Genomic DNA, 17,612 nt, shown 5'->3' on the forward strand with positions numbered 1-17,612 from the left:
GGCTGAATCTGGCATGGAGCCGGATTACAGCACTATTTAATCAAACGATTGATTAAATTTTTGTTTCAAAAAATATCGCGGGTGTTTCGGCCGTGTTTCTGCCAGGGATGACCTGTTGGTTGCAGCGAGGGACGGGCAGATGGGATGGAGGTTTTGCACCGTCCCAATATATGGCGGGGAGGGGGAAGGCGACTCCTCCAGAAGTCGGCCTTCCCTTGCGCAGTGCGCCCGGCCGATCAGGCCGATGGGGCGGCGGAGCCGAAGACCGCCGACCACAGCGCCAGCACGGCATCGCGCTCGGTCTGCAGTGCGGGTGGCGTGACCTGGGTGGGCGCCTCGTCCAGCCGCGCCACGTGCTGTACCCGGCGCAGTTCGCGGTAGGCGTCGGCGGCTGCGTGGCCCACGCCTGGGGGCAGCAGACCCACTTGCTCGGCCCGCTGCAGCAGTGCAATGTTGCCCAGGTTGCCACGCAATTCGGGGTGGGCGGCAGACTGCGAGAGCACCAGGTACTGCACGGCAAATTCGGCGTCCACCATGCCGCCCGGGCTGTGCTTCACGTCGAAGCGACCGGCGGGCGTGGGGTGGGCTGAGCGCACCCGCTCGCGCATGGTCACGATCTCGCCCCTCAACGCCAGCGGGTCGCGGTCAGAGGTGATGACGGCCTCGCGCACAGCGTCAAAGCGCTCGCGCAAGGCCTCGCTGCCCATCACGAACCGCGCGCGTGTCATGGCCTGGTGCTCCCAGGTCCAGGCGGTGTTGCTGCCGCGTTGCTGCTGGTAGTTGGCGTAGGCCTCGAAGCTCGTCACCAGCAGGCCCGAGTTGCCATTGGGCCGCAGGGCCGTGTCGATCTCGTACAGGTCGCCCTCGCCGGTCTTGACGGTGAGCCAGTTGATGAGCTTGCGCACAAAGGCCGCGTACACCTCGGGGGCGCGCTCATCGTCGTCGTCGAACACAAAGACGATGTCCAGGTCGCTGCCGTAGCCCAGCTCCTTGCCGCCCAGCTTGCCGTAACCAATGATGGCGAACTGGGGTTCGTCGCGGTGGCGGTTCTTGAGGCGGCTCCAGCACCACTGGCTGGTGATGCGCAGCACGCTGTCGGCCAGCGCGCTGAGGTCGTCGGCCACCTGCTCCACCGTGATGCGGCGCTCCACGTCGCGCGCCAGGGTGCGGAAGGTTTCGGCATGCTGCGCACGGCGCAGCAGGTTGAGCAGGGTTTCGTCGTCGTCCTCACCGGTGGAGCGCAACGACGCCAGGCGCATGCCCAACTCGCGCTCAAAGTCGGCCACCACAAAACGTTCGGACAGCAGTGCGTCGCCCACCAGCTCGTCGATCACGCCGGGGTGCTGCAACAGGTACCGCGCGGGCCACTTGGCCGCGCCCAGAAGGTGCAGTAGCTGTTCGTGCACCGACGGCCGCTCCAGCAACAGCGCCAGATAGCTCTCGCGCCGCAGCAGCGGCTCCAGCCAGTTGGCCAGGTGCACGGTCGCCTCTTCGGTAACGCGTCCTTCCTTGAGCCACTGGGCCGTGCGCTGCACCAGGCGGAACAGGCGCGCGCGCGCTTCGTCACGCAGACCGGCCACGCGCGGGTGATTGCGCCACTCGGCCACACGCTCGCGAAAGCCCGGTGGCAGTTGCTCCAGCAGGCCTTCCAGCTCTGGAGGCGGCGGTGCCGCCGCCCGGGGGCCACCACAGCCACCGCCACTGCATTGTTTTTTGCCGTTGCCACCCAGCAGTGTGTCGAACTCCTGGGCCACCAGCTCGCGGTGTGCGTCCAGCTCGTGCAGGAAGGCGCAGCAGTCCTTGTAGCCCAGGGTGCTGGCGATCCAGGCCAGGTCATCGTCGCGTGTGGGCAGCACGTGGGTCTGCTGGTCGTCCAGGTACTGGATGCGGTGCTCCACCCGTCGCAGGAACACATAGGCCCGGGCCAGCGCGTCGGCGGTTTCCTGCGGCATCAGGCCCGCATGGGCCAGGCGCTGCAGCGCATCGAGCGTAGGGCGGCGGCGCAGCTCGGGGAACTGCCCGCCGCGCACCACCTGCAGCAGCTGCACGGTGAATTCGATCTCGCGGATGCCACCGCGCGAGAGCTTGACGTCGTTGGCACGCTCGGGGTGCCCGGCGCTGCGTTTGGACGCATGGTCCCGGATCTGGCTGTGCAGCGAGCGCAACGCATCGAACACGCTGTAGTCCAGGTAACGGCGAAACACAAACGGCAGCACCACGCCGCGCAGGGCCTGCACCTCGGGGCGGCCGATGCACTCGCGGGGGGCTACCACGCGGCTTTTGAGCCAGGCAAAACGCTCCCATTCGCGGCCCTGCACCTGCAGGTATTCCTCCAGCGCGGCCAGGGACACCGATGCGGGGCCCGAGTTGCCGTTGGGCCGCAGGGCCAGGTCCACCCGGAAGACAAAGCCATGCTCGGTGGTGTCGCCCACCAGGCTGTAGATGGCCTTGACGGCGCGCGCAAAGTATTCGTGGTTGGAGATGCGGCCCCGGCCATCGGGCATGCCGGCGGTTTCGCCATCGTGCTCATACACATAGATGAGGTCGATGTCGCTCGAGACATTGAGCTCGCGGGCGCCCAGTTTGCCCATGCCGATGATCCACAGCTGCACGGGCTGGCCCTGTGGGCCGCGCGGGGCACCATGGCGTTCGTCCAGCTCGCGGCGCGCCTGCTGGCAGGCGCGGTCCAGGGCCAGCTCGGCCAGTTCGGTCACGGCCCGGGTGATGTCGGCCAGCGGTGTCTGCGCTTCGCAGTCCAGCTGGATCAGTCGTTCCATGACCAGCTGGCGCAGCACCCGCAGCGCGGTCCCGGTGTCGCAGCCACGCGCGCACAGAGCGTCGTAGGCCTGCTCCATGGTCGCAAGCACCGGAACACCGGGTGGCAGCAGCGGCAGGTCGTTGGCGTAGCGGCGGTGCAGGCGCTGGTAGAAGCGGGAATGCTCGGCCAGAGGTCCCTCGGGCAGTGGCTGATGGCAGCGGGGGTCAGACAGAGAAGGATGCATGGCAGCCACAGCCGGATGTTGGACGGGAAGCGGGGTGCTGGTCTGCGGGCCCGACGGCATACAAAAGCTCACTGGGCACTCGGGTCACGAGTGAACCCACGCCAGGGCTGCGGGTCATAATTCCTGCCACTTTCCATCTCACCATGATCGATCCCACCTCGCACCCCTCACGCCTGCTGAAAATAGTCGCAGGTTTTGCACGGTGGTCGCTGGGCTTGTTGCTCGCCTTCTGGCTGTTGCTGACCATCGCATGGGGGGCTCTTCATGGCTGGATTGTGCCGCGAATCGGTGATTTCCGCCCACAGTTGCAGGCGCAGGCCGCACGGGTATTGGGGGTTCCCGTGCAGATCGGCGCCATCGTGGCCCGCACCGAGGGGCTGATCCCGTCCATCGAGCTGTCTGATGTCGCGCTGCTGGATGCCTCGGGCCGCACTGCGTTGCGCCTGCCCCGGGTGGTGGTGGCGCTGTCACCCCGTTCGTTGCTGCAGTGGGGGTTCGAGCAGCTTTACATCGAAGGCCCCGACCTGGATGTGCGCCGGGCGAGTGACGGACGCATCTATGTGGCGGGGCTGGAGTTTGCCCAGAACCAGGGCGACAGCAGCGCGGCGGCCGACTGGTTGTTCTCGCAGGGCGAGGTCTACATCAAGGACGGCACGGTGCGCTGGACCGATGAGCAGCGCGGCGCCCCCGAGCTGGCACTGGAAAAGGTGGACCTGGTTTTGCGCAACGGCAACTGGCGCCACAACCTCCGGGTGGATGCCACGCCGCCGCCGGAATGGGGGGACCGTTTCAGCCTGGTGGGTTTGTTTCGCGCGCCGCTGCTGCGCGCCCGCGATGGCAACTGGAAGCACTGGAACGGTCAGGTGTTTGCGCACTTCACGCGGGTCGATGTGTCGCATCTGCGGCACCACGCCGATGTGGGCATCGAGGTGGCGCAGGGCCGGGGCGCGTTGCGGGCCTGGGCAGATGTGCGCAGCGGCCAGGTGGTGGGGGGCACGGCCGACCTGGCGCTGGCCGATGTGAACACCACGCTGGCCGCCGATCTGCGCCCGCTGGTTCTTCCTTCCATCCAGGGCCGGCTGGGGGGACGGAGGCTCACCGGCGGCTTTGAGTTCTCGACGCAGGCGCTGCAGTTCCAGACCGATGACGGTCTGACCTGGCCCGGCGGCAACTTGCGGCTGGTGCACACCGATGCCAACGGCAAGGCCCCGGCGCAAGGCGAGTTGCGGGCTGACCGGCTGGACCTGGCGGCCCTGGCGCAGGTGGCCAGCCGCCTGCCGCTGGGGACGGCCGCCCACGAGGCCTTGCGCACCTACACGCCCCAAGGGCTGGTGGACGAGATCCAGGCCACCTGGAAGGGGCCTCTGGATGCGTTGCAGCAGTACCAGGTCAAGGGGCGTATCCAGGGGCTGGCACTGGCGGGTGCCACGGATGGCTCGGCCCCCGCCCACCTGGGTCTGCGTGGCGCCAATGTGGACATCGACATGAATCAGGCAGGGGGCAAGGCGGCACTGACCATGGCGTCAGGTGCGCTGGTGCTGCCAGGGGTGTTCGAGGAACCCGTCCTGCCGCTGGACCGGCTCAGTGCTGACGTGCGCTGGCAGCTGGACGGCAGCCGTATTGCCGTGCAGGCCAATGATGTGCAGTTCGCCAACGCTGATGCGCAGGGCGATGCCCGTGCCACCTGGCACACCAGCGACGCATCCAAGGCGCCCCACCGGTCGCGCTTTCCGGGGGTGCTGGACCTCACCGGCACGCTGCACCGCGCCGACGGCACCCGGGTGCACCGCTACCTGCCCCTGTCCATTCCTGCCGATTCGCGTCACTATGTGCGCGATGCGGTGGTCGCCGGCAGCGCCAGCAATGTGCAGTTCCGCGTCAAGGGCGATCTGCATGACCTGCCCTTCAACGATCCCAAGCAGGGCGAGTTCCGCATTGCGGCGCGCGTCAAGGACGTGACCTATGCCTACGTTCCTACCGCGCTGCAGCCTGCGGGCACCCTGCCCTGGCCTGCGTTGACTGACCTCGGCGGCGAGCTGATTTTTGAGCGTTCGTCCATGCAGGTGCGCGGCGCCAGCGGCGGTTTTGCAGGCAGCAAGGGCCTGCGGCTATCCAAGGTCGATGCCCGCATTCCAGACCTGGCGCACACCGTGGTGGGCGTGAGCGCCGATGCACGCGGCCCGCTGGCAGAGCTGCTCACGCTCATGACCACATCACCGCTGGGCCGTATGACAGGCAATGCGCTGGAGCAGGCCAGCGGCACGGGCAATGCCGACTTCCAGTTGCGACTGAGCCTGCCCATCAGCGACATCAACAAATCCAAGGTGCAGGGCAGCGTCACGTTGGCTGGCAATGAGCTGCGCATCACCCCCGACACCCCGGCGCTCACCCGCGTTCGGGGCGCCGTGCAGTTCAGCGAGACCGGGTTTTCACTGTCCAATGTGCAGGCCCAGGCGCTGGGCGGCCCTGTGCGGCTGGAAGGCGGCATGCGTGCGCTGGCGGCCAATGCCCCGGCCACCGAGTCGGCGGTGCAGATCCGCGCGCAGGGCACCGCCACGGCCGAAGGCCTGCAGCAAACCCCGCAGCTGGGCATGTTGTCACAACTGGCGCGGCGTGCCACCGGCAGCGCACCGTACACGCTGGCCCTGTCGTTTCGCCGGGGGGTTCCCGAGCTGCAGGTCAACACCAGCCTGCAGGGCCTGGCCTTGGCCTTGCCGCCCCCGCTGGGCAAGACGGCGGACAGCAGCCTGCCCCTGCGCTTTGACAACCAGGTGGCGCGCGAATCACTGGTGGGCTTGGCGAGCAGCAACGGCAACGGGAGCAGTGTCCCCCCGTTGCGGGACCAGATCGTGTTGGACCTGGGATCACTTGGTTCCGCCACCTACCTGCGCGACCTGAGCGGCCCCCAGCCGCGCGTGCTGCGCGGCGCCATCGGTGTGGGCCTGAGCAACGGCGAGTCCGCCCCGATGCCTGCGCAAGGCGTGGCTGCCAACATCAACCAGGGCAAGCTGGATGTGGACGCCTGGGACGAGGTGCTCACCCGGGCCACTGCCGCCGAGCCCGCCCCCCGGGGTGCCGCAGTGGCGACCACGCCTGTCGGGCAGGCCGTGGCACAGGACTATCTGCCCACCACCCTGGCGCTGCGCGCGCGCGAGCTCACGTTGCAAGGCCGCACGCTGCACAACGTGGTGGCAGGTGCGCTGCGCGACGGCTCCACCTGGCGTGCCAACCTCGATGCCACCGAACTCAATGGCTACCTGGAGTACCGCCAGCCCGGATCGCCCGACTTCAGCAGCGGCCGTTTGTTTGCCCGACTGTCGCGTGTGAACATGCCGCAAAGCGACGTGACCCAGGTCGAAGAACTGCTCAACGAGCAACCGGGCAACCTGCCTGCGCTGGACATCGTCGTGGAGGATTTCGAGCTGAGGGGCAAGCGGCTGGGACGGGTGGAGATGGAGGCCCAGAACCGGGGCGGCGAGGGAGTGCAGCGCGAATGGCGCCTGTCCAAGTTCAACATCACGGCGCCCGAGGCCGCTTTCACTGCCAACGGCAACTGGGCGGTGCTCAATGCGGCCTCTGCAGGCCCCCGTTCGGCCGAGCGGCGCACCGTGCTCAGCTTCAAGCTCGATATCCGTGACTCGGGCGATCTGCTGGCCCGCCTGGGCATGGCCAACGTGGTGCGGCGCGGCAAGGGCCGCATGGAAGGGCAGGTGGGCTGGATTGGCGCTCCCTTCAGCCCCGATTACCGCAGCATGACCGGGCAGATCAACCTGAATGTCGAATCCGGCCAGTTTCTGAAGGCTGATCCTGGCCTGGCCAAGCTGCTGGGCGTGCTCAGCCTGCAATCATTGCCGCGCCGCCTGACACTGGATTTTCGCGATGTGTTCAGTGAAGGTTTTGCGTTTGATTTTGTGCGCGGTGATGTACGCATCGAGCGCGGTGTGGCCACTACCAACAACCTGCAGATGAAGGGCGTCAATGCGGCCGTACTGATGGAAGGCAGCGCCAACATCGACCAGGAGACGCAGGACCTGCGTGTGGTAGTGGTGCCAGAGATCAACGCCATGACGGCGTCGCTTGTAGCCACAGCCATCAACCCGGTGATTGGTCTGGGCAGCTTTTTGGCACAGGTGTTTTTGCGCGGTCCGCTCATCGAGGCTGCCACGCAGGAATTCCGCATCGATGGCACCTGGGCCGACCCGCGGGTGGTGCGCGTGGCCCGCCGCGGGCGCGAATCGAGCCCTGCCACCGAGGCGACGCCCCGGGCCAACCCACCCCCCAAGACTGGAGAACCTTCATGAAAGTCGCCTCCGTCCAGATGGTGTCTGGCATCGCGCTGGACGATAACCTGCGCGTTGCGCGCCAGCTGCTGGAACAGGCTGCGCAGGGCGGCGCTGAGCTGGCGGTGCTGCCGGAGTATTTTTGCCTGATGGGGCACAAGGACACTGATAAGCTCGCCTTGCGCGAGACCGCTGGTTCCGGAGTGATCCAGCAGTTTCTGGCCGATACCGCGCGCGCGCTTGAGATGTGGATCGTGGGCGGCACGCTGCCGATGGCCACGGGTACGCCGGACCGGGTGCGCAACACGACGCTGGTCTTCGACCCGACGGGTGCCTGTGTGGCGCGCTACGACAAGATCCATCTCTTTCGCTTCAGCAACGGCGCTGAACAGTACGACGAAGGCCGTGTCATCGACGCCGGTGACACCCCGGTGCAGTTTGATCTGCAAGCGCGCAGCGGCCAGCGCTGGCGGGTGGGGTTGTCCGTGTGTTACGACCTGCGCTTTCCGGAGTTGTACCGCGCGCATGCCCGCGCAGGTGCGGACCTGCTGCTGGTGCCCAGCGCCTTCACGCACACCACGGGTCAGGCGCACTGGGAAGTGTTGCTGCGTGCCCGCGCGGTGGAAAACCTGGCCTATGTACTCGCACCTGCCCAAGGCGGTGTGCACGCCAACGGCCGCCATACCTGGGGCCACAGCATGCTGGTGGACCCCTGGGGCAGCATCATCGCGCAGCGCGATCAAGGCGCTGGCGTGGTAGCCGGCGAGCTGGACGCGCAGCGCCTGAGTGCCGTGCGCGCCCAGCTGCCCGCATTGACCCACCGCGTGCTGTGAAGCCAACGCCCGTCAAACGCACCCTGCTGCAGCGCTGGCGCGGAGCCTGGCGGCGCTGGTCGTTATGGACGGCGCTGGTACTGCTCGTGGTGTCCATGCTTGCCACCATGGTGTGGCTTGCCGGGCGCTATGAAGCCAGCCAGGTGCAGACCCGCCTGGAGCGGGACACAGCCGATGCAGTCTCGGACATCCGCACCGCGCTGACGCACAACCTGCAAAGCCTGCAGGCACTCCCCAGCGACAACCCGAGCCATCTGGCCTGGGAGGTCGAGGCGTCTGACCTGCTGCGTAACCGGCGCGAGCTCGTGCGCATTGAGCTGCGCGATGCGAATCTGCGCATGCGCACCCACGTGCAGTCGCCCTACCGCCCGGTGGCCTGGGACATGCGGCTGCGCGACAGTGGCCAGTCGGACCTCACCATCGCCTGTGCCAACGCGCGTCGCCTGGGGGGGCCAGCGTATTCCAGCAGCTACTTTCAGCCCCATGGTGACGGCCTGGGCTCGGAGATGATGGAGCTGTGTGTTCCGTTGTCTGCCAGCGGACGCACCATGGGGTATCTGGTCGCGACGTATGCGCTGCAGGACATCCTGGCCAATCTGGTGGGGCACAACCTCACGCGCAGCCAGGAAGCCTCCTTCACAGAGGCCGACGGCACCCGGCTGGCGGTGCTGGGAGCGGCGCGACGGGGGTCGCGCATGTTCTCGGCGCAGCATCTGCTGGACTTGCCAGGCAGTACATTGGTGCTGCGCATGGACAGCTGGCACAGTGCACCCAGCCTGTTCCCCAATGTGTTGACGGCCCTGGTCACGGCCATGTCGATTGCGCTGGTGACGGTGATGGTGGTGCTGGTGCGCGACAACCGCCGCCGCCTGCGCGCCGAGCGCGACCTGGCCGATGCGCTGGCCTTTCGCAAGGCGATGGAGGACTCGCTGGTGACCGGGCTTCGCGCGCGCGACCTGGAGGGGCGCATCACCTACGTCAACCCGGCCTTCTGCGAGATGGTGGGCTTCAGCCCGCAGGAGCTGCTGGGCCTGAGCATGTCGGCACCCTATTGGCCCCCCGAGCGTGTGGAGGAATACCGCCAGCGCCAGGCCATCCGTTTTGCCGGCACCATGCCGCCGCGCGAGGGGTTTGAGTCCGAGTTCATGCGCAAGGACGGCACGCGGTTTCCCGTGCTGATCATCGAGGCCCCGCTCATCAATGCCCAAGGCCAACACACCGGCTGGATGAGCGCGTTCCTGGACATCAGCGAACAGCGCCGGGTCGAGGAGCTGTCCCGCGCCTCGCAGGAGCGGCTGCAGGCCACTGCGCGGCTGGCCACGGTGGGCGAGATGGCTTCGTTGCTCAGCCATGAACTCAACCAGCCGCTGGCCGCCATCTCCAGCTACGCCAATGGCTCCATCAACCTGCTGGAACATGCCACTCCCGCCAGTGCGTCTGTACCCGAGCCCGACGCGCTGGAGGATGTGCGCATGGCCATGCGCCAGATTGCCCGCCAGGCCGAGCGAGCGGGCCGAGTGATCAAAAGTGTTCACGACTTCGTCCGGCGCCGCGACCAAGCCCGTGAGGCAGTGCATGCGCAGCAATTGCTCGATGCCATTCTGCCGCTGGTGAGCCTGCAGGCCCGCAAACTGGGCGTGCGCGTCAACACATCGGTGGAGCAGGGCCTGGCGCCCGCGCTGTGTGACCGTACGATGGTGGAGCAGGTATTGCTGAACCTGGCGCGCAATGCCATGCAGGCGATGGATGATCCCGGAGTGCGCAATCGCGTGCTGGATATCCGGGTGCGGCGTGCTGCCTCCAACCCGCATAACGGCTGGATTGAATTTGCTGTGACCGATGTGGGAACCGGGATTCCCCCCGAGGTCGCAGAAAAACTGTTCACCCCGTTCTTCACCACCCGCCCGGAGGGCATGGGCTTGGGGTTGAGCATGTGCCGCACTGTCATCGAACAACACGGCGGTTTTCTCGGATTTGCGCCGAATGAGCCCCGTGGTACGGTATTCACCTTCACGCTGCCCGTGAACAATGGAGCCACCCCCTGAGGCAGTTACGGCGGCCAGCGCTGGGGCTTTGGCGCTTTCATCGTCTGCGCGTGACTGACATTGCAATGGACAACTGAACTGATCTATGGAGCCCATCACCAACGCCACCGTGTACATCGTGGACGATGACGCCAGCGTGCGCGAGGCACTGGCCTGGCTGCTGCGCTCGCGCAGGCTGCCCAGCGAGTCCTTTGATTCGGCCGAAGCCTTCGATGCCATGCTGCAAAAGCGGCCCCCCCAACGCCAGCCCTGTTGCCTGCTGTTGGATGTGCGTATGCCTGGCATGAGCGGGCTGGCACTGTTTGACGTGTTGGCCGCGCGGGGCGACCTGGCCACCATGCCGGTGATCTTTCTCACTGGCCATGCGGACGTGCCCACCGCCGTGGACACCGTCAAGCGGGGGGCCTTTGATTTTTGCGAGAAGCCCTTTTCCGACAACGCGCTGGTGGACCGCATTGAGCAGGCACTCGCCCAATCGGCCGAGCGGCTGGCACAGGTGCGCGAACGCAGTGACTTGCAGGTGCGACTGAGCGAACTGACCGAGCGGGAGCGTGATGTGATGGACCTGGTGGTCGCCGGTCTTCCCAACAAGCTCATCGCCGACCAGCTCGACATCAGCGTGCGCACGGTCGAGGTTCACCGCTCACGGGTGTTCGACAAGATGCAGGTCAAGTCCGCTGTGGAGTTGGCCAACCTGCTGCGCACGGGTAACTGAGCCCACCTTCTGGCGGGGAGTTCGCAGTCCGGGCGATCAGCCCCGTGGTCGTTCGCCCACAAAAATCTCGACCCGCCGGTTGCGCGCACGGCCCTCGGCGGTGTCGTTGGTAGCGATGGGGTAACGCTCGCCCATGCCTTCGATCACGATGCGGCGGCCATCCACACCGCGCGCTGTCAGGTAGCTGCGGGTGCTTGCGGCGCGGTCCATCGACAGGGGGTTGTTGGTGGCATCGCTGCCTGTGCTGTCGGTGTGCCCCACGATACGTACGTCAGTGTTCGGGTTGTTGCGCAGGCCTGCGGCAAACTGGTCCAGGACCGGCGCGAAGTTGGGCTGGATGTCCGAGCGGCCCACGGCAAACGAGATGTCGCTGGGGATATTGAGCTTGAGCTGGTTGTCAGCCGTCTGGGTCACGGCGATACCGGTGCCCTGGGTGGCCTGTTCCATCTCGCGCTTTTGGCGCTCCATGTTTTGCGACCAGATGTAGGTGCCCAGTGCCCCGACACCGGCCCCCACCACGGCGCCGGTCCCGGCGTTGCCGCCGGTCGCGGAGCCGATGACCGCGCCTGCCAGCGCCCCAATGCCCGCTCCGGTGGCCGTACGGCGCTGGGTGTCATCCATACTGGCGCATCCGGTGACCAGAACGATGGCGGCGGCAGCGCCGAGAATTTGAATGTGTGTGCGCATGTGTGTGCTCCTTGAAAAGCGGTGGCGCTGGGTGGGCGGGCCTTGCGCCCGCCGCGCTGTCGGAGCGTTATCGCGTCCCGTGCAGTGGCGTCACCCAGCTCACGCCATCGTGGGGCCCGCGATGAAGCGGTGCCATCGGCGCGCTGGCCCATCGGTTGTAGGACAGGGCCGTCCCTGGGGCGCAACTCACTGCCCGTTCAAGGCGATGGCGGAGGCTTGTCGCTGTCGGCGGGCGGTGGGGCCTTCAGTTCTCCTCCCTTGCGGCCCGAGAACATGGTCCACCACACGATAGCCACCAGTACCACCAGCGCCAACAGCGCTTCAAGCAAAATCAGCCCCATGAAATTGACACTCCTGCGCGTTGCGTTAACCGCGCTGATTGTAGGAACGCTGGCCGCCTGCTCCACGCCCCCTGCCCCAGTCCCCGCACGCCCTGGGGGCACTCCTGCGCCGCTGCCGCCCAGTGCGGTGGTGCTGCCAGGCGACACCGGCCCGCTGCCATCGCCCATGGCGCAGCCCAAAAGCCGCTGGATTCCCGTGCGCTGGGCCGAGCTGCCGGGCTTTACCGAAGACGCGCTGCACGAAGCCTGGAACGCGTGGATCAAGAGCTGCGAGCGGCCCCAGCCGCCCTTCACTGCGCTGTGCAGCGAGGTCCGGCAGCTGAGCATTGCCACGGCCGATGAGCAGCGCGCCTGGCTCATCGCACGCTTGCAGCCCTACCGCGTCGAGGCCACTGACGGCAACGCCGATGGTCTGCTGACGGCCTACTACGAACCGATGATGGACGCGGCACGGCAGCCCGGCAATGGCTTCACAGTGCCTATCTATCGGGTACCCGCCAGCCTGGGGGCGCGCAAGCCCTGGTACACCCGCCAGCAGATTGACACCCTGCCGGAGGCCCAGGCCGCGCTCGCGGGTCGGGCCATTGCGTGGCTGCGTGACCCCATCGAGTCCATGGTGCTGCACATCCAGGGGTCGGGCCGTCTGCGCATCACCGAGCCCGATGGCTCGGTCTCGCTGGTGCGGGTGGCCTACGCAGGCACCAATGACCAGCCCTACCAGAGCGTGGGGCGCTGGTTGCTGGACCAGGGGCTGACGCGCGATGCGACCTGGCCGGGCATCCGCGCCTGGGTGGCCGCGAACCCCCAGCGCACCAATGAGCTGCTGTGGAGCAACCCGCGCTATGTGTTCTTCCGCGAAGAGCCCTTGAGCCCGCTGGACGCCGGGTTTGGCCCGCGTGGTGCGCAGGGCGTGCCCTTGACGCCGGGTCGATCGATTGCAGTGGACCGGCAGAGCATTCCCTACGGCACCCCCGTGTGGCTGGCTTCGTCCGGCCCGCAGGTGCAGCTCAACCGCCTGGTGCTCGCACAGGACACGGGCAGTGCCATCCTCGGTGCAGTGCGTGCGGACTATTTCACGGGTTGGGGGCCAGAGGCGGGTGACATCGCGGGCCGGCTCAAGCAGAACTTGCGCCTTTGGGCGCTGTGGCCGCGCTGAGGCGCTCATGAAATGAGGCGTGGCCCCAATCTGCCCTGCCTTTTGGAGCTGGCAGAGCCAGGGCGGCGCGCCTTCAAGCCCGTGTGCGTGTGAGGTGTGTCAGCGGCAGCGCCCCGCTGGCCTTCACCTCACCCAGCGAGAAGCTGGTGTGCATGTCTTTCACGTTGGGCAGGTTCAGCAGTACGTCGCGCGCAAACTGCGAGAAGCTGTCCAGATCCCGTGCCACCACCTGCAGCTCGAAGGTGCCGGTGCCGCTGATGTAGTGGCACGACACCACTTCCGGAATCTGTCGGATGGCTTCCTCCATCTTGCGCGTGAGGTTGCCCGTGCTGCGGTCCGCATCCAGCCGCACGAAGGCCAGTACCCCGAGGCCGATCTTGTGCCGGTCGATTTCTGCGCGGTAGCCCTTGATGAAGCCTTGCTCCTCCAGCGCCCGCACGCGGCGCCAGCAGGGTGCGGCCGACAGGCCCACCCGCTGGGCCAGCTCGGCATTTGTCAGTCGGGCGTCAGCCTGCAGCTCGTTGAGGATGGCGATATCGAATTTGTCGAGAGTGTTCACAAAGTGGCCGAAAAGAGAAAGATCCTTTCTCAGAATAGCCTAAACACGGCACAGAACGCAAAGACATATCAGCGGCGCAGACATACACTTACCTGCACATTAGTGCCGTGGCCCTAAACGGGCCGCAGGTGCTGCCCCAGCGTGCCCACAAGGCGCGGACATCACAAAAGCCATTGGAGACATAGCCATGAACGCCCCCCTGCCCGAGTCCATCCGCAAAGCGCTAGAGACGGTCACTCTGGATGACAAATACACCTTGGGCGAGGGCCGCGCCTTCATGAGCGGCGTGCAGGCCCTCGTGCGCCTGCCCATGCTGCAGCGCCAGCGCGATGCGGCGGCGGGGCTCAATACAGCGGGCTTCATCAGTGGCTACCGGGGCTCGCCCCTGGGCACGTACGACCAGGCGCTGTGGGCCGCCAAGAAGCACCTGGCGGCCAACAACATCGTCTTTCAGCCCGGCGTGAACGAAGAACTGGGCGCCACGGCCGTGTGGGGCACGCAGCAACTTGACCTGTACCCCCAAAGCAAGAAATTCGATGGCGTGTTCGGCATCTGGTACGGCAAGGGCCCGGGCGTGGACCGCTGCTCGGACGTGTTCAAGCACGCCAACATGGCGGGCACCGCCAAGCACGGCGGCGTGATCGCGATTGCGGGCGACGACCACATCAGCAAGAGCAGCACGGCCGCGCACCAGAGCGATCACATCTTCAAGGCCTGCGGCACGCCGGTGTTCTTCCCGAGCAGCGTGCAAGAGATTCTGGACATGGGCCTGCACGCCTTTGCCATGAGTCGTTTTTCGGGCGTGTGGTCGGGCATGAAGACCATCCAGGAGGTGGTGGAGTCGTCCAGCAGCATCAACATCGACCCGGACCGCGTGAAGATCGTGATGCCCGAGGACTTCGTGATGCCGCGCGGCGGCCTGCACATCCGCTGGCCTGATGCGCCCCTGGAGCAGGAAGCGCGCCTCATGGACTACAAGTGGTACGCGGCGCTAGCGTACATCCGCGCCAACAAGCTCAACTACAACGTCATCGAAGGCAAACAAGACCGCTTCGGCATCATCGCCAGCGGCAAGGCCTACAACGACACGCGTCAGGCCTTGGTGGATCTGGGGCTGGACGACGACACCTGCCGCAGCCTGGGCATCCGCGTACACAAGGTCAACGTGGTGTGGCCGCTCGAAGCCACCATCACGCGTGACTTTGCCCAGGGCCTGCAAGAGATTCTGGTGGTGGAGGAAAAACGCCAGGTCATCGAATACCAGCTCAAGGAAGAGCTGTACAACTGGCGCCCCGATGTGCGTCCCAACGTGCTGGGCAAGTTCGACGAGCCCGAGGGCGACGCCACCGGCGGCGAATGGAGCATGCCCAACCCCAGTCAGAACTGGCTGCTGCGCGCCAAGGCCGACCTCACGCCCGCCATCATCGCCAAGGCAATTGCCAAGCGCCTCAAGAAGCTGGGGTTGCCCTCTGACATCGTGGCCCGCATGGAGGCGCGCCTGGCCATCATCGAGGCCAGCGAACGCGCCATGACGGAGTTGAAGGTGGACACGGGCGAACGCGCTCCGTGGTTCTGCAGCGGTTGCCCGCACAACACCAGCACCCGTGTGCCCGAGGGCTCCCGCGCCGTCGCCGGCATTGGCTGCCACTACATGGTCAACTGGATGCCCGACCGCCGCACCAGCACCTTCACGCAAATGGGCGGCGAGGGCGTGACCTGGGTGGGCCAGCAGCCCTTCACCACGGACGCGCACATCTTCGCCAACCTGGGCGACGGCACCTACTTCCACAGCGGCCTGCTGGCCATTCGCCAGAGCATTGCGGCGGGTGTGAACATCACGTACAAGGTGCTCTACAACGACGCCGTGGCCATGACCGGCGGCCAGCAGGTAGGCGAGCGGCCTGAGGGCCACTCGGTGCTGCAGATCATGAACAGCCTCAAGGCCGAAGGTGTGGCAAAGCTCGTGATCGTGACGGACGAGCCGCACAAATACGACGGTGTGGCCCTGGCCGATGGCGTGACGGTGCACCACCGCGACGAGCTGGACACCATCCAGCGCCAGTTCCGTGAGATCAAGGGCTGCACTGCCATCATTTACGACCAGACCTGCGCCACCGAAAAGCGCCGCCGCCGCAAGCGCGGCAAGCTGGCCACCCCTGACAAGACCGTGGTCATCAACGACCTGGTGTGCGAGGGCTGCGGCGACTGCTCGACGAAGTCGAACTGCCTGAGCGTGGAGCCCGTGGAGACCGAGTTCGGCCGCAAGCGCCGCATCAACCAGAGCACGTGCAACAAGGACTACTCCTGCGTGAACGGTTTCTGCCCGAGCTTTGTGACGGTGGAAGGCGGCCAGCTCAAGAAGCCCAAGAAGGAAAAGAAGGGCGACCTGTCGGCACTGCCCAACATCCCAGAACCCGTGCTGCCCGTGGCCGAAACCGCCTGGGGCATCGTGGTGGGCGGCGTGGGGGGCACGGGGGTCATCACCATCGGCTCGCTGCTGGGCATGGCCGCGCACCTGGACGGCAAGGGCGTGATCACCCAGGACGCCGGTGGCCTGGCCCAAAAGGGCGGCGCTACCTGGAGCCATATCCAGATCGCCAACCGGCCTGACGCCATCTACACCACCAAGGTCGATACGGCCAAGGCCGATCTGGTGATTGGCTGCGACTCCATCGTGGCCGCGCACAAGTACACGTTGGCTGTCATGCAGCCGGGCCGCACCTTTGTGGCGCTCAACACGCACGGCACGCCCACGGCGGCGTTTGTGAACAACCCGGACTGGCAGTTCCCCGGCGGCAACTGCGATGCCGCCATTGCCGCTGCCGTGGGCGCGGCAGGTGTGGGCAGCTTTGACGCCGAGCAAGTGGCCACCCAGCTGCTGGGCGACAGCATCTACACCAACCCGCTGATGCTGGGCTACGCCTGGCAAAAGGGCCGCGTGCCGCTGACGTTGGCATCGCTGATGCGCGCCATGGAACTCAACGGCGTGCAGGTGGACAACAACAAGGCCGCGTTTGAATGGGGCCGCCGCTGCGCGCACGACCTGGCGGCGGTGCAGGCGCTGTTCCAGGCCGCGCAAGTGATCCAGTTCGTCAAGAAGCCGTCGCTGGCCGAGATGGTGGCCAAGCGCGTGGAGTTCCTGACGGGTTATCAGAATGCCGCTTACGCTTCCGAGTACCAGACCTTCGTCGAGAAAGTGAAGGTGGCGGAAGCAAAACTGGGCAGCGGCACCCGCCTGTCTGAGGCTGTGGCCCGCTACCTGTTCAAGCTCATGGCCTACAAGGACGAGTACGAAGTGGCGCGCCTGCACACCGACAAGGCCTTCACGGACAAGATCGCGAACATGTTCGAAGGCGACTACAAACTGGTGCACCACCTGGCACCGCCCCTGAGCGCCAAGAAGAACGACAAGGGCGAGCTGGTGAAGCAGCCGTTTGGCCCTTGGATGCGCAGCGCCTTCGGCCTGCTGGCGAAGATGAAAGGCCTGCGCGGCACGGCACTGGACATCTTCGGCAAGACCGAGGAGCGCCGTATGGAGCGTGCACTGATCGTCGAATACCGCGCCTGCGTCGACGAGCTGCTGGCCCGCCTGAACGCTGACAACCTGGCCTTGGCGGTGGAAATTGCCCGCATTCCCGAAGAGATCCGTGGTTACGGCCACGTGAAGGAACGGCACCTGAAGGCGGCGCGTCCCAAGTGGGACGGCCTGATGGCCCAGTGGCGCACGGGCGCCCCGGTCCAGCGTCAGGTCGCCTGATAGGTCCTTCTGCCGTCAGTGTCTCCCACAAAAGCCCGCCTCTGTGCGGGCTTTTGCTATTAATAGTGTAGCTATCGAGGCATGAATCCCTAGCGCATCACCCGTTTTTGGGCTGTATTTCCGCTGGCAGGCCCTTGTGGGGCCCGCAGGTGGCAAACACCCGCTGCGCGCTTGGGTCTTCCCCCTTGGGCGGCGCTCAAGGCGCCGCATACAATGGCCTGTTCTGCCCCCGCAGGC

General features: G+C 66.3%; 10 protein-coding genes. 6 read left to right on the plus strand and 4 right to left on the minus strand.

Features of this window, described 5'->3' with window-relative positions; translation table 11 throughout:
* Nucleotides 1-236 precede the first annotated feature (236 nt).
* Nucleotides 237-3,002 (minus strand): bifunctional [glutamate--ammonia ligase]-adenylyl-L-tyrosine phosphorylase/[glutamate--ammonia-ligase] adenylyltransferase, encoded by a 2,766-nt coding sequence (gene glnE, locus AC07X4_RS02420; RefSeq protein ID WP_494739114.1) that lies wholly within the window; start codon nucleotides 3,000-3,002, stop codon nucleotides 237-239.
* Nucleotides 3,003-3,145: 143 nt separating this feature from the next.
* Between glnE and AC07X4_RS02425 the strand changes: the two genes are divergently transcribed.
* From AC07X4_RS02425 to AC07X4_RS02440, 4 genes are all read left to right on the plus strand, one after another.
* Nucleotides 3,146-7,303, plus strand: coding sequence for a YhdP family protein (locus AC07X4_RS02425; protein WP_494739115.1), 4,158 nt, complete (start codon nucleotides 3,146-3,148; stop codon nucleotides 7,301-7,303).
* Entirely contained in the window at nucleotides 7,300-8,115 is an 816-nt protein-coding gene (locus AC07X4_RS02430; protein WP_494739116.1) for a carbon-nitrogen hydrolase family protein, read from the plus strand. Before AC07X4_RS02425 ends, AC07X4_RS02430 begins: the two co-directional genes overlap by 4 nt.
* Nucleotides 8,112-10,160: a two-component system sensor histidine kinase NtrB gene (locus tag AC07X4_RS02435; RefSeq protein ID WP_244303679.1), complete on the plus strand. Its 2,049-nt coding sequence runs from the start codon at nucleotides 8,112-8,114 to the stop codon at nucleotides 10,158-10,160. Before AC07X4_RS02430 ends, AC07X4_RS02435 begins: the two co-directional genes overlap by 4 nt.
* 85 nt (nucleotides 10,161-10,245) lie before the next feature.
* Nucleotides 10,246-10,875, plus strand: a complete 630-nt coding sequence (locus AC07X4_RS02440) for a response regulator transcription factor (RefSeq protein WP_056067854.1) — start codon at nucleotides 10,246-10,248, stop codon at nucleotides 10,873-10,875.
* Between the two features lie 36 nt (nucleotides 10,876-10,911).
* On the opposite strand, the gene AC07X4_RS02445 is transcribed toward AC07X4_RS02440, so the two are convergent.
* Nucleotides 10,912-11,562, minus strand: coding sequence for a YiaD family glycine zipper/OmpA-like lipoprotein (locus tag AC07X4_RS02445; protein WP_494739117.1), 651 nt, complete (start codon nucleotides 11,560-11,562; stop codon nucleotides 10,912-10,914).
* A gap of 197 nt (nucleotides 11,563-11,759) precedes the next feature.
* The gene (locus AC07X4_RS02450; RefSeq protein ID WP_494739118.1) at nucleotides 11,760-11,903 is read right to left on the minus strand and encodes a hypothetical protein; all 144 of its coding nucleotides are present in this window, start codon (nucleotides 11,901-11,903) and stop codon (nucleotides 11,760-11,762) included.
* On the opposite strand from AC07X4_RS02450, the gene mltA reads away from it, so the two are divergent.
* Nucleotides 11,836-13,059 (plus strand): murein transglycosylase A, encoded by a 1,224-nt coding sequence (gene mltA / locus AC07X4_RS02455; RefSeq protein ID WP_494739119.1) that lies wholly within the window; start codon nucleotides 11,836-11,838, stop codon nucleotides 13,057-13,059. The genes AC07X4_RS02450 and mltA overlap by 68 nt on opposite strands.
* Before the next feature lie 73 nt (nucleotides 13,060-13,132).
* On the opposite strand, the gene AC07X4_RS02460 is transcribed toward mltA, so the two are convergent.
* Complete coding sequence (locus AC07X4_RS02460; protein WP_056067858.1) at nucleotides 13,133-13,618, minus strand: Lrp/AsnC family transcriptional regulator; 486 nt, start codon at nucleotides 13,616-13,618, stop codon at nucleotides 13,133-13,135.
* 187 nt (nucleotides 13,619-13,805) lie between these two features.
* On the opposite strand from AC07X4_RS02460, the gene AC07X4_RS02465 reads away from it, so the two are divergent.
* Nucleotides 13,806-17,375: an indolepyruvate ferredoxin oxidoreductase family protein gene (locus AC07X4_RS02465; protein ID WP_494739120.1), complete on the plus strand. Its 3,570-nt coding sequence runs from the start codon at nucleotides 13,806-13,808 to the stop codon at nucleotides 17,373-17,375.
* Nucleotides 17,376-17,612 lie beyond the last annotated feature (237 nt).

The organism is Acidovorax sp. GW460-11-11-14-LB4, from assembly GCF_059423685.1.